Raw genomic sequence first — 13,152 nt, 5'->3', positions numbered from 1 at the left:
ACCTTAAAATTAAGCAACAGCTGCAGCTTTCTTAGCTTGAGCAGCTAGAGAAGCAACACGTTCAGAAGGTTGAGCACCTTGAGAAACCCAGTGAGCAAAACGGTCAGCATCTAAACGAAGTTTTTCTGCTTTACCTTGAGCTGTAGGGTTGAAGAAACCGATACGTTCGATGAAACGACCGTCACGTGCATTACGGCTATCAGTCACAATGATTTGATAGAACGGACGTTTTTTAGCACCACCGCGTGCAAGACGAATAACAACCATGATAGAACCTTATAGTTTTTACGGATTATTCATGTACCGACCACCGGAACACTTCAAACCCCTTTCATAGAGGGCAATATTTTACGCGAAGTTTGCCCTGAATGAAAGATCAAAAGTTGGTTATCCACAATTTTGAATTTGGTTAGCGTCCGTCCCAGTTTGAATTTACAGCTAGTGACCCACTACAGGCTGTAGCAGTCGATGTTTCCTTAGACCAGTAACGTCGGCCGGAATCATCTAAACAGCTGACTCCATCATTTTTCTGACTCCTCGTAGTTACAGGTACAGCACTTAATACCCAACTTGTTGCTGCCGTATTAAAGCTTAAATTAAGTGTATATAAGCCATTCTGGGATAAGGGTGTAGTAGAAGAAAAACCAACTTTGGTTAAATCAATCGCAGTAGTTGTATTTACCTTATAATTAAAATTAGTTGATTTATATTGTTGTAATCTGCTTGCTATATCGATCAATTCAGCCTGTACCTCAGTACGCTTTGATTTTCTTACCTGCTCCTGATAAGAAGGAAAAGCCACTACAGCAAGAATAGCAATTACTGCTACGACAAGCATTAACTCAATAAGAGTAAATCCTGACTGCTTTCTCACCATGTGTTCATACCTCCTGTGCCGCATCCTGTATAAGACACATTGGCCTTGGTCATGTTCTTACACTGAATTCCTGTACTAGTCATAAGAAAAGTAAAATTATTAGGGTCTTGGCTTTCTGCTTTAATAGCCCATCTTTGTCCTAAAGCGGTAGTATTAGTTAGAAGTTTAGTAGCATCTGTACCATCTCGAACAGAAACAATATATTTAACTGCGGTTCCTGAACTATTTAATGGCAGGTTTAATTGTGCGTTACTTGTATTATAACCAATAAGATTTCCATTATTATCTTTATATAAATAACTAGGCTCAAAACCCAGATAACTAAAATTTTTACCTTTATGGCGCTCTAACTGCTCTGCTAGCTTTTGCACTTCCTGTTGTGCCTGACTAGCGATTGCTCTTCGAGCATAAGCCTGATAACTCGGGATAGCAATTGTGGCAAGAATCGCCACAATTACCACTACCACCATTAATTCAATTAATGTAAATCCTTGTTGTGGTATACGCAGGGTCCACTTCTTATTGTGCATATTTTTCATACCAACGATTTGGAATAAAACGTAAGGAACCCCCTGTTTCCAAGAATTTCCCACCCACTGTTCCACATGCTGTACCCTTACATGGGCTGCAATTAGGCCCTGAGCAAACATCATTTGGATCAGGTACGACTAGACTGCGTTTGTTAGGATCACCATCTGCACTACCTACATTAGGAGTTACAATTCCTGAGCCCAAGTTATAAGTATAATTAGCATCTTGTTTACATACCCCGGTTGGCAGACATAAACGTTGTGTAAAACTATGTCCTTTTACCCCAGCACCACAACTTGAAGTTGTACCATTATTAGACGCATCATATTGAGTAACATATAAGCTACCTTCTAATGCGATTGGAGTAGTTAGACCTTTAATAATATTTGCAGCAGCGTCACTATTATCAAACTTCTTATTAAATACATAGTACCAGCCACCCCATCCATTATTTTTATCTATGGTTGTTGTAGATGTGGCATTATTTACATACCTTAGCTGCGTAGGAACTGGAGTTGTTGCAGAGCTAGCAGCTAAAGTTTTTGCCTGCATTTTTGAAGTTGGATAACGCCCTTCAGCATTACTTGGATAAATATCATAATCATAGATACCATATACGGCATCATATTGCAGTCCTAAAGGATCTTTCTTTTGTGCTGAATCTGTCGTACCTACCAATGGAGAACTTTGATTTCCAGAAACAAAGGTAGCGACTACAATATTCCCACCATAAATTGCACTACTACCTGCACTATAATGAGCTGTAAATGCAGGCATAGTATAGAAACGTGGGCTAGTGCCATCAGCTTGGTTCAGATTTAAAATTCTGGTGGCTTGAGCAGTAAATGTTGTAGCGCCATCATTCTTGAAATCCACTCTAAAGGCCTGTCCCGCAAGATCACCAAAATATAGATGATCAATAACTCCATCATTATTTCGGTCTACTGTACGAATCTGACTTACAACGCTATATTTTAAGTTCTCATTTGTACTTGAATCTGCATTCCATAATAAATCACCTGTATCACCATCAAAGATATAGACACCAGCACCGATTTTATTGTCTTGCTTATAGTTATAGCTTTCATAACCTGCGTAACCTGTACGTACGCCTTGGGTTTTTAAACCATCTCCATCCGCTCCTCCTGCATCATATCCCCCACCAACAATCATTACGAGTTTGCGCTTACCTTGCCAGTTAATATAACCCAGACTAGGTTTAGACCAGCTTTGACCCATTTTACTTAATGCACTATAGGATTTACCGGCAGGATTTGTTTGCGAATATACTTTGCCTGTGCTTGGATCAATATGGAATTTAATTTTTGGACTATTAATATTGGTCAAATCTAGGGCGTAATAACTACGTCCACCCATTCGCATGCCGCCATATACCCATTGCTTACCACTTAGATTTTCTGTATTCCCATCCAAATCAGTACGAGAAGAACCTTTTACCGTTAATGTTCCATCACTTTTACTGACATACTCAGTATGTGCTGTCCATTCGCCATCCATACCATAATAAAGAGCATCTTTCCCTCCCGCCAGATTTCCTCCTTCATTTTTGAAAGTTTCTGACTGACCTTCAATAATTTCTTTAGAAACAAAAGAAAATTTTTCTACCCCAGTCTCTGCATTTACAATATGGATCAAACCTTGAGTTGTCCCGAATAGCACATAATCTTCACGATTTGTACTACCAATACTGATTTTACCTGTATTGTTGTCTTTCTCAGCTACTGCCTTACCCTGCTGAGTAATCAGGATAGGTTTAGAATGCAGAATGCTTCCCATTTGTCTTACTGTAGCCGAATAGGTAGAAAGATCGAGATCAGTTGTAGAAATATCACTTGGAATATTGAAACCGAGCAAGCTCATTAAAGCTCTTGAATAAGTACTATCAGTTTTAGTCTTCGGGTTTGTTGTATAAGTATGATCAATTTTGACTAGATCTAAATTACGAGAAACTTGTTCAGCTACCGGTTTAGTTCCATCATAACTATAATCAGTTAAGAGAGTTCTCGCAGTGACTACCTCTTTATTTGTATTAACACCCAACCCTATAGGTAACTGACTTAAAGCTCCACCTTTTTTAAATATTGGTGCATTTTCTGGATAATTAATCCCAGCTTTGGCCCAGCTATCAGTTAAATCTTGCAATTTACTCTTTTTCACTACCACAGTTGAATCGCTTGGTGTTTTACTTGCATAAACCCCGTTATTGACTACGTAGAATTTTTTCAAATTACCAAACCAGATTTGCTGACGCTCTACTGGATTCACTTTTGGCTCGAACTGTGGGAAGTAAGAATAAGGCTGTACAATTGCAGGGTTCAAATCATCCAATGGAATCGTTGATGAACCAGTACTCATAGATGGAATATCTTTATTTAATTGTCTGATAAAATTATTAATACTCTTGGAAACGTCTTCAGGACTTGATCCTGCGATCCAACCACCACCTCCAACTACGCCCCAGTCTTTAGCATCTTTGACGTCATCAGATTCTATACCACCTGCACCAAAGCTACTTCCAAAACCCACGACTGCCGTTTGAATCTTTAATCCTGTTGGGTTCTTTGCTGGATCTAATAAAGCTTGGGTAAATTTACCAACACACGCCCAACCATTTTCAGGTGTATCATAGCCCGCCCTTTTACCTAAAGGACTCGTAGAACAGTTAAACTCACTACCGTTGGTACCTAAAGCTTGCTTCATCAAAGCATAAGCGGTACCACTCTTTCCGTCATCACCGATAGCCCATCCCCCTGGTTGCGGTTGCCCATCTGTCAAAAAGTAAATTCCCTGACCACTACATTCGCGTTTAGCTGTATTGGTTTTTTGACTAGTTATTGAAACAGGGGCGGCATAATTAGAATTAGCTATAGAATCACTAACTGAGTTTGAAAAGCCAGAATAGGTGGCACCATCTGATGCTGTAGCTGATTTAGGTTCACCTGCATTATAAAATACTTCACGATCATAACCCCCACTATCACGTCCATAAATAAAACTAGTTGACCCTGCTGGGGGTGTCCAACTATTAGGGTTATCATGATTACACCAGCGCATTATCATAGGTGTTCCATCGGGTTTTTGAAATTTTTGATAGCTATTTATTACAGAGGTACATCTATTATTATTTCTATTGTTAGAAGCAGTACGTCTATTTCCCAAGGATTGATAATAAAGGATATTATAATCATTAATACTGGTGTTCGTGCCCAATAAATAAGCAGCTGCCTCAGCATAGGCATAAGGTGTAGGTGTTCCTCCATTTGCCTGTAAATCTTTAATTGTTTCTAGTAAAAGATCACGCTGGGTTACATTTTTAGTCACTTCACGCTGTTTTTGTACTTGTCTAGTTTTAGTTTGCCATTCTGTTAACGGAACTTCTCTAGTCCCGGTTGCATCTTCATAAAACTCCTTACATGTATTATTATTACCTTGTGTACACACATTATATGACAATGTATTTTTAAAATCTGAAGGCTCTACTTCGGTTGCACTACTCCAATTACATGTCGAGGTGATGATATTCCAAGTACATGTTTGATAATAAGTTTTTTTACTAGGTGCAGTTGGAGTACAAAAAATTTGCCACCACTCGCATGTTTTACCTGGTGTCGTAGTTGTATATTGTATCCAACGAGGTTTCGCAAAGGTATATGCTTCCATTGTAGTACCAATCGTCACAAGCTCCTGATATTCCTCATCTTCCCAAAAAGTTTCCATCACTTTATATGATCGAATTACTTCTTCGAGTGGTCTAGCAGGGACACGAACAAAACCATTACTACCGGCAAAAGTTGCCAACCCCATAACAATACGATCATTAACTCGCGGCACAGTTGCTGTTCCCTCAAGTACCTGACGCAAACCATCTTTTAATCGAGTTAAGCGGTCGTAACAACGGTAGCCTGTAACTCCTCCCGCCGCATTCTTTTGAGCCTCACAACCTGCCACCCATTTTCTATCTGGATCAGTTACATTTGGATACCAATACCCTGTTACTTTTTGATTTGAAGTACTTGAAGGAACTTCACAATAATAACGAGTATAATAAGAGGTCGTGGTTGTATCTGATTTAACATTATCTCTAGAACCATGACAAACCCCTGAGATTAAAGTGCCATTAGCACTCACTACACTATAATCCTCTTGAATACTCATGGATGTATTATTGTATCCTACTCCATACCCCATACTTCCCGACAAATCCAGCATCATCATCAGCGTAGTATTACCCACACTATCTTCAGGCACTTTATAAATTTCGATGTCGCTTGCATAACTCATAGGAAGTGCAGCACATAATAAAGCAGTTAATACTGTAGAGATTCCCGCTACTTTAAATTTAGAGACAATCGTTTTTCGGAAAAATGGTGTCATATTCACTTGTTTTTTTATATATTTCATCATTAGCATTCCTCTACGATGTTCCTTTTACAGGTCTTAGGGTATATTGCATTTCCTGATCGCTATAAGGCACGTTATGTTCCTTTAAACACTCTGCTACCGTCTTATTGGCTGCCAAAGGATCATAAAAACTTGTGTAATTGGATAAGCAGTTTTGGATATCTGTTGCAGAGCTTTCACTTAAATTTGGAATAATAGAAATAACGTTGACTGCCACTTTCTGAATTTGTTGAGTTTTTGATAGTTGGGCATCATCTCCTTCTAACAAGTGCTCCCAATCCAGACCAGAACTATCCGCCCGAATGCCCACTCGAGTCATTACTGCTGAACGGCCACTAATAAAGTCTGATTTACGGGAAATTTTGCAAAAGCCGACATTTCCCAGTTGAGAATTTTTAATCTGATCACCTTCCCAATAGACAGTACTTGCATTTCGGCTTCCCTCCAGACTATTCGCATCCCCACCACGAATACAGAATACAAGTTCTTTTTCCTTATTTTCCGGTCTTAATACATAAGCCAGCATCCCATCCCCAATTCTCATATTGGTTAGCGTGAAATCATCGGAAGTCTGATTTTCCAGACTAAAAAATATGGCATCAGAGGCTTGCTGAAGCAGGGCCTGCGCCTGCGAATTCGTAGCGATATTTAAAGAGGTTAAGCTTCCTCTAATTGCCCAAGTTCCCACTAAAGTTAATAGGATGAGCATAACCAAAACCACAATTAAAGTAGCTCCTCGCTGTACAGATAAAGCTTTCATTATTGAGGATTCTCCTGAATACCAAATCCATTTCTCAGTGCCACTGTTTGGGTAACCACCTGTCTCATATACAAATTATTTTTATTGTCAGCAATTAAGGGCTTATTAATGTCAAAAATTTGATAGTTTTTATTTGGGTCAACAGCACTATTATTTCCTACACTATCTGGTGAACGCACCAGCATTCCTAATTGGAGAGATACAATTTGAGGTTTAGTTGCCAATGCTAAATAATTAGGAATACTAATGTAGCCAAAACGATCTAACACCCCATCTTGGCCTGCAACCGCTGGCGATCTTGTAGCATCAATAGTGTCATTGGCAACACCTAATAAAATATGAAAATGGTCGACACGAGGAATAATAATTTCACCATCCCCATTTAAATTATCAAGTTTAGGAGCGCTATCTCCAGAATAGCTGGTAGCCTTACAAGCTAATGCTAAAGCAGCGTTTGGATCATTGTTTACCTTGCTATCTGCTCGTAAAAAATAACGTTCAACTACATATACATTTTTAGAAATTTCAGTACCTTCACAGTCATATTTATTATTAATGGTATTACGATACTGAATTACTAACTGATCACTTCTTACTCCCTGCAAATTTGAAGGTCCGATATTTCCTGCTGTCATCAAGTTATTACTCGCACCAGCGCCTGTAATCTGAAACGTTGAATTAGTACTAAGATTGGCCCTATCCAAGACAATTCCACCATGTAATATCGAGGGATCCATAATCGGTTTGCCTGAATTTAAATTCGCCAGACGTATATTGCGCAACATATATTCCAGACCAAAACTGGCACTATTTTGCAAATTAGCTGCGCCCTGTTGTATAGCCATATTTTTTTGAGCGGTAATATAAAGTTGTATAGCTGCAGCTGTAATAAGTAACCCCAATACTAGGGCAATCATGAGTTCGATAAGTGTAAAGCCAGACTGTGGTCTCATCCTTAATATGCCTCCATTACCAAGCATTGTGCATCAACTTTATATACTCCATTCGCCATACATGTAGAGATATCATCTTTTGTAATCGCTGTTTTTCCCCACGCTATATAAATACAGGTACGACTGCTTCCCTCACACTGTTTCATCACAATCGTCTGCCCTAAACTTTCTGCCTTACTTAAAATCTGTGTTGCATCATATTTGGCTATTTTTTGGCTATCACATGCGGGTACATAGGTAGAGCTACTTCCTAAACAGCCTGTTTCTGACTGTTTGGTGTTGATAGCAGTTACATAATGATTTAAAGCTAAACGATTAATGCGCATGCGATCGGTCAAATCACGAGCCACTGTCATGGCCATTGTACGGTCAGTTGCTTCTGTCATCGCCTGAAGTGCACGAAGCTGCAATACTGAGAAACCTACTACTCCTACAGCCAAAATAAAAAGTGCTACCAATACTTCCATGAGTCCAACACCATATTGTGACTTGATCATCAACATGCCCCTGCTTTATTTTCAATTTTTTCAATTACGCCCGTTCTAGAAATACTGATTTCCTTTGAAGTAGCCAATTTTGTACTGCATACTGTAAAAACGAGTGGAACTACTTGATCAATTTTCTTAGGATTAGTAGTGTTATTTTCAGGTAGAAGTGGATTAAAGCTAGGATTATCAATTTGCTTGTTTCTTTTAGTGACCAGACCTATGGGCTGAAATACTACATCTGTCGTATCACTGGTAAGCCTTATATCGCTGTACTTAGAGGTCCAATAAAATGTAGTCGCATCATTGGTACCATTTGCAAATTTAATAGTTACCTTTTTACGTAGTGCAGCAGATTGAGCACGAGCCTGACCAAACAAGTAGGCAAGTTCTTTAGCAGTATTATTTAACTGTTGTTTTTTTATAGCATCTCCAAAAGAAGGCGCAGCGATCGTTGCAATAATCCCTAGTACTGCAATTGTCACCATGAGCTCAATTAACGTAAAACCTTTATTCTTTTGCACACTCTCCCCCAGCTCCAAAACTCCCCCTATTAAAAATAATATCTATAAATTTTACAAAACCTACACAGAACAGATAAAAGGCATAAAAAAACAGATAACTGTCACATTATAGCTATCTGTCTATTTTTTAATAAAAAATAAATTGTTAAATAGTTAACAATTTAAGTCTGTGTTACAGGAATACGTAACTCTTTTGGCAGGCTAAAAGTTATATTTTCTTCACGACCATTTAGTTCTTGAGGTACATCTGCGCCCCAATCTTGCAAACGTTGAATGACCTGTTTAATTAGAATCTCTGGTGCGGAGGCTCCAGCAGTTACACCAATTTGAGACTTACCTGCAAACCAATCCTGCTTTAGCTCATCTGCATTATCGACCAGATAGGCCGCTTTACCCATACGTTCCGCGAGTTCGCGCAAACGGTTTGAATTGGATGAATTCGGTGATCCTACAACCAACACAACATCGCAACGTGCAGCTAAATCACGTACAGCATCCTGACGGTTTTGTGTTGCATAGCAAATATCATCTTTGCGTGGACCTTGAATATTCGGAAATTTTTTGCGAAGCGCATCAATGACTTTCGCTGTATCGTCAATCGACAAAGTCGTTTGGGTCACAAAAGCGACTTTCTCAGGATTGCGTACAGTTAAAGCAGCAACATCTTCTTCATCTTCAACCAGATAAATGTCACCGCCATTACGTTTATCATATTGCCCCATGGTGCCTTCAACTTCCGGATGCCCCTCATGACCAATTAGAATCGCTTCTACTCCCTCACGGGCATATTTGGTCACCTCAATATGTACTTTAGTGACTAGAGGACAGGTCGCATCAAAAACTTTTAAACCACGGCGTTCGGCTTCCTGCTGCACAGCTTTAGACACCCCATGTGCACTAAAAATCACGATATTGTCATCTGGAACTTCATCTAGCTCATCGACAAAGATTGCACCGCGCTGGCGTAAGTCATCAACTACGAATTTGTTATGGACTACTTCATGACGCACATAAATAGGTGGATTAAAGCATTCTAGGGCACGGTTCACGATCGCAATGGCACGATCCACACCGGCACAGAAACCACGCGGGTTAGCTAAAACAATTTCCATAGAAATCCTCAATACTCACTCAATTTATGGCGCTACAATTGAAATAAATGTAAAACAATCGACGTACAACTATTTAGTTTAAAGCCGGTCTACTCTAAAATAGAGAAGATATTTTATCATATCAGGAAAAATATCATGTCGGGTCTCTTGTTTGTCGTTTCTGCAGCGTCTGGAACGGGCAAAACATCCCTCGTTAAAGCATTACTTGAACGCGTCAACAATCTTCATGTTTCTGTTTCTCATACGACACGCGGTCAACGACCTGGCGAACTCGATGGCGTACATTATCATTTCTCGACTAAAGAAGACTTTTTAAATCTGGTCGAGGAAGGTGGTTTTATTGAATATGCCGAAGTCTTTGGTAATTATTACGGCACAGCACAAGCGACTGTAAAAGAACAACTTGCCAAAGGTCATGATGTATTACTTGAAATTGACTGGCAAGGTGCACAACAAGTTCGTCGACTTTTTCCTGAATCTAAACAGATTTTCATTCTTCCGCCAAGCCAGTTTGATTTGCGTCAGCGTCTTTCCAACCGTGGTACAGACTCTGTTGAAGTGATTGAACACCGTCTTAGCTGTGCAGTCGAAGACATGCAGCAATATGTCAACTTTGATTATGTCATTATCAATGATGACTTTAATAAGGCATTACATGATCTCGAATCTGTGATTATTGCTAATCGACTGGTCCTTTCCCAGCAAGCGACCCGCCATGAAAAATTGATCCAGGCTCTAATTACTCCAAGCGAAGAGTGATTAAAACTTGAGTCTCCAGACAAAGCATTTTATACTGTGCAGTCTGTTGAAATTTACTATTCAAAACGAGAATTCTTATGGCACGCGTAACCGTTGAAGATTGTTTAGACCATGTAGACAACCGCTTTGAGCTTGTACTAGTGGCAAGCAAACGCGCGCGTCAATTGGCACGTCAAGGCATTGAACCAACTGTAGAATGGGACAATGACAAACCGACTGTAGTTGCTTTACGTGAAATCGCTGCAGGTCATGTATCAAAAGATATTTTGAAACAACGTGATCAAGATTATCAAACTTCAAGTTTAGACCTTGCACTTTCTGCAAATAATCTAAATTTAGATGGTTTTTCTTTCCAATAAGAATAAACCATTCTAAAAAGCCTAGTTTTAAACTAGGCTTTTTTTGTTCTGTGACTTTTATATTTTGTGCAGAACGGTTATAACATAAGGGTTAGCTCTAAAGTCAGTATAAATTTTTCACTCGTTGATATGAAAAAACTGACCCACTTTATGTTATACATTTCATACGAGCTTTCTCTGTTTTATTTGTTAAAAAATCCAGTTTTAAAGGTGTTTTATGCCAGGCCCACAGGTCAGTGAAGCTAAGCAACAGTTAAAAATCATCATCGACGCGTACTTAAGTGAAAGCGATGTCGAACGTGTGCTTGCGGCCTGTGATTATGCCGATATTGCCCATGATGGCATTACCCGTAAAAGTGGTGAACCTTATATTCTGCACCCTATTGCTGTGAGCTGTATTCTGGCCCATATGCGTCTGGATACTGAAACCTTAATGGCAGCGCTGCTGCATGATGTCATTGAAGATACTGACTTCAATAAAGATGACATTACTGAAAAATTTGGCAGTACGGTTGCAGAGCTGGTCGATGGTGTCACCAAGCTTAGCCATTCTAGCGATAAAGAATATAATAAAGCAGCCTCTTTCCGAAAAATTCTGCAAGCGACTCTACAGGATCCACGTGTCATTATTGTGAAACTGGCAGATCGCTATCACAACATGACTACACTGGAAGCATTACGCCCGGATAAACGCGCCCGTATTGCCCGAGAAACCTTTGAAATTTTTGTTCCAATGGCACGCTTAGTCGGCATGAATGAAATGGCAGATAATCTGGAACATCTCTGTTATCAGAATCTGGATCTGGATATGTACAATGATGTCCAGGCCGCCCTTTTAGAAACCAAGCCTAAACGTTGTGAATATCAGGCCAAATGGGAACAGAAACTTAACGAATTACTACAGCAATATGCGATTGAAGGTCGAGTTAAAAAGAAAAACAATAATATCGAGCTATTACGCCATTTTGTAAAAAATGATATTGATCTACAGGAACTTACGCATAGCCACGCATTTGAAATTATCTTACAGAGCATTGCTGACTGTGACCGCCTTGCTGATATCCTGACTGAGAGTTTTACGGTTCAAAATTATCAGGACAATATTCGTCGTCCCCTCCCAGGCGGCAACCAGTCATTAACCATGCGCTTAAAAGGTGAAAAGACCACCCTATCGCTGACTATTCAAACTGAACTGATGCGTAAAGCTGCACGCTTTGGTGTTGTCCTTGGTGAAAATGCTCCTCAGGCTTGTCGCTCTGCTATTCAGGCATCCATGCAAAATCTGAACGTACTCGTTGATGGTGAATGCGCCAAAACTACGTTCAGCGAATTACTGGATTATCTGCATCAAGAAAAGATTTGGGTTTATACCCCTCATGGTCATCTACATGAATTGCCTCAGGGTGCGACTGCTGTTGATTTTGCCTATGCCGCCAGCCTGTTCCTCGGTAACCATGCTATTGGCGCTAAAATTAATGGTGAAACTAAACCGCTTTCTACGCCATTATTGAGTGGCCAGGTGGTTGAAGTCATCACTGATGTTCTTGCAACCCCAAACCCAGACTGGCTCAGCTTTATTAACACCCAAAAAGCCCGTCGTGCCATTCAGAATATTTTGCGCGATCAGGATATTGATGAACAGCGCCTTGTGGGTCAACAGGCCCTCAACCGTGCCTTAAAACTTTTTCAGTGTTCTATTCGTGATCTGACCGAAGCTGACTGGAAAAATGTACTGGAATGGCGTCATGTCGCGACTAAAGAGCAACTATTTGAACAGATTGCTGTAGGTGACTTATTACCACAACTGGTTGCCAACCATTTATTTGCACATGACCAGCATCAAAATGCGAATAGTTCAGGTCGTCTTATTCAAGGTACAGAAGGTGTAGATGTTAAATACGCCCATTGCTGCAACCCGGTACTTGGTGATCCAATTCAAGGTCATCTGACTCGTCGTGGCTTAATTGTGCATCGTGCCCGTTGTCATAATTTATTGCAGGAACAACATATGCATCCTGAAAATATTATGCCTCTACAATGGACGACTGAGGATCTGGATGATGTCAGCTTTACTGCCTATCTTTGTATTGATCAGGCCATGGACGATGAACAGATTTCCGATCTGATTTATCAATGTCGTAAAGGCCATACAGGTGTAGAAATGGTACGTAATTATGATGGCAAAACTTATGTAAATATTGTGGTGCATAACCGTAAACAGATTGCCAAGATTATTCGTGATTTACGCATGCATTTTGGTTTTCCACGTATTACCCGCTTAGAACAGTCGCTCAATATTGCTGAAACATCTAAAGCCAGTTAATCATTTAAAACGATAATGCTTTTGTCAGTGAATTGATCTAATATGAT

12 protein-coding genes are annotated in these 13,152 nt (G+C 39.8%); 3 read left to right on the top strand and 9 right to left on the bottom strand.

What is annotated here, in order from left to right:
• Positions 1–9 precede the first annotated feature (9 nt).
• From rpsP to ispH, 9 genes are all read right to left on the bottom strand, one after another.
• Positions 10–267 carry a 30S ribosomal protein S16 gene (gene rpsP, locus F897_RS04595; RefSeq protein ID WP_005233629.1) on the bottom strand — a complete coding sequence of 86 codons (258 nt, stop codon included), beginning with the start codon at positions 265–267 and terminating at the stop codon, positions 10–12.
• Between the two features lie 142 nt (positions 268–409).
• Positions 410–877 carry a type IV pilin protein gene (locus F897_RS04590; protein WP_005233627.1) on the bottom strand — a complete coding sequence of 156 codons (468 nt, stop codon included), beginning with the start codon at positions 875–877 and terminating at the stop codon, positions 410–412.
• Positions 871–1,416 carry a type IV pilin protein gene (locus F897_RS04585; protein ID WP_005233625.1) on the bottom strand — a complete coding sequence of 182 codons (546 nt, stop codon included), beginning with the start codon at positions 1,414–1,416 and terminating at the stop codon, positions 871–873. Before F897_RS04585 ends, F897_RS04590 begins: the two co-directional genes overlap by 7 nt.
• On the bottom strand, positions 1,397–5,833 hold the full coding sequence (locus tag F897_RS04580; RefSeq protein ID WP_005233623.1) for a pilus assembly protein: 4,437 nt from the start codon (positions 5,831–5,833) through the stop codon (positions 1,397–1,399). Before F897_RS04580 ends, F897_RS04585 begins: the two co-directional genes overlap by 20 nt.
• A gap of 10 nt (positions 5,834–5,843) precedes the next feature.
• A complete protein-coding gene (locus F897_RS04575; RefSeq protein ID WP_005233621.1) occupies positions 5,844–6,590 on the bottom strand; it encodes a pilus assembly PilX family protein in 747 nt (248 codons plus the stop codon).
• Entirely contained in the window at positions 6,590–7,543 is a 954-nt protein-coding gene (locus F897_RS04570; protein WP_005233620.1) for a PilW family protein, read from the bottom strand. Before F897_RS04570 ends, F897_RS04575 begins: the two co-directional genes overlap by 1 nt.
• A 2-nt stretch (positions 7,544–7,545) precedes the next feature.
• Positions 7,546–8,040 carry a type IV pilus modification protein PilV gene (gene pilV / locus F897_RS04565; protein WP_005233618.1) on the bottom strand — a complete coding sequence of 165 codons (495 nt, stop codon included), beginning with the start codon at positions 8,038–8,040 and terminating at the stop codon, positions 7,546–7,548.
• Positions 8,040–8,552, bottom strand: coding sequence for a pilus assembly FimT family protein (locus F897_RS04560; protein ID WP_034580761.1), 513 nt, complete (start codon positions 8,550–8,552; stop codon positions 8,040–8,042). Before F897_RS04560 ends, pilV begins: the two co-directional genes overlap by 1 nt.
• Positions 8,553–8,713: 161 nt before the next feature.
• Entirely contained in the window at positions 8,714–9,664 is a 951-nt protein-coding gene (gene ispH, locus F897_RS04555) for a 4-hydroxy-3-methylbut-2-enyl diphosphate reductase (RefSeq protein WP_005233614.1), read from the bottom strand.
• A 135-nt stretch (positions 9,665–9,799) separates the two neighbouring features.
• Here ispH and gmk point away from each other — a divergent pair, with 135 nt between their 5' ends.
• The 3 genes from gmk (at position 9,800) to F897_RS04540 (ending at position 13,105) form a co-directional block, all read left to right on the top strand.
• Entirely contained in the window at positions 9,800–10,423 is a 624-nt protein-coding gene (gmk, locus tag F897_RS04550) for a guanylate kinase (RefSeq protein ID WP_005233611.1), read from the top strand.
• A 77-nt stretch (positions 10,424–10,500) separates the two neighbouring features.
• Complete coding sequence (gene rpoZ / locus F897_RS04545) at positions 10,501–10,782, top strand: DNA-directed RNA polymerase subunit omega (RefSeq protein WP_004650579.1); 282 nt, start codon at positions 10,501–10,503, stop codon at positions 10,780–10,782.
• 217 nt (positions 10,783–10,999) lie between these two features.
• Positions 11,000–13,105, top strand: coding sequence for a RelA/SpoT family protein (locus tag F897_RS04540; RefSeq protein ID WP_005233609.1), 2,106 nt, complete (start codon positions 11,000–11,002; stop codon positions 13,103–13,105).
• Positions 13,106–13,152 lie beyond the last annotated feature (47 nt).

The organism is Acinetobacter variabilis, assembly GCF_000369625.1.
GTDB classification, from domain to species: domain Bacteria; phylum Pseudomonadota; class Gammaproteobacteria; order Pseudomonadales; family Moraxellaceae; genus Acinetobacter; species Acinetobacter variabilis.
The sequence above is the reverse complement of the archived record's forward strand: the minus strand, read 5'-3'. Positions and strand labels throughout refer to the sequence as shown.

What these genes read in the sequence shown, in the direction of transcription:
- rpsP (WP_005233629.1), bottom strand. Translation starts at nt 267, where the DNA reads ATGGTTGTTATTCGTCTTGCACGCGGTGGTGCTAAAAAACGTCCGTTC.
- F897_RS04590 (WP_005233627.1), bottom strand. Translation starts at nt 877, where the DNA reads ATGGTGAGAAAGCAGTCAGGATTTACTCTTATTGAGTTAATGCTTGTC.
- F897_RS04585 (WP_005233625.1), bottom strand. Translation starts at nt 1,416, where the DNA reads ATGAAAAATATGCACAATAAGAAGTGGACCCTGCGTATACCACAACAA.
- F897_RS04580 (WP_005233623.1), bottom strand. Translation starts at nt 5,833, where the DNA reads ATGATGAAATATATAAAAAAACAAGTGAATATGACACCATTTTTCCGA.
- F897_RS04575 (WP_005233621.1), bottom strand. Translation starts at nt 6,590, where the DNA reads ATGAAAGCTTTATCTGTACAGCGAGGAGCTACTTTAATTGTGGTTTTG.
- F897_RS04570 (WP_005233620.1), bottom strand. Translation starts at nt 7,543, where the DNA reads ATGAGACCACAGTCTGGCTTTACACTTATCGAACTCATGATTGCCCTA.
- pilV (WP_005233618.1), bottom strand. Translation starts at nt 8,040, where the DNA reads ATGATCAAGTCACAATATGGTGTTGGACTCATGGAAGTATTGGTAGCA.
- ispH (WP_005233614.1), bottom strand. Translation starts at nt 9,664, where the DNA reads ATGGAAATTGTTTTAGCTAACCCGCGTGGTTTCTGTGCCGGTGTGGAT.
- gmk (WP_005233611.1), top strand. Translation starts at nt 9,800, where the DNA reads ATGTCGGGTCTCTTGTTTGTCGTTTCTGCAGCGTCTGGAACGGGCAAA.
- rpoZ (WP_004650579.1), top strand. Translation starts at nt 10,501, where the DNA reads ATGGCACGCGTAACCGTTGAAGATTGTTTAGACCATGTAGACAACCGC.
- F897_RS04540 (WP_005233609.1), top strand. Translation starts at nt 11,000, where the DNA reads ATGCCAGGCCCACAGGTCAGTGAAGCTAAGCAACAGTTAAAAATCATC.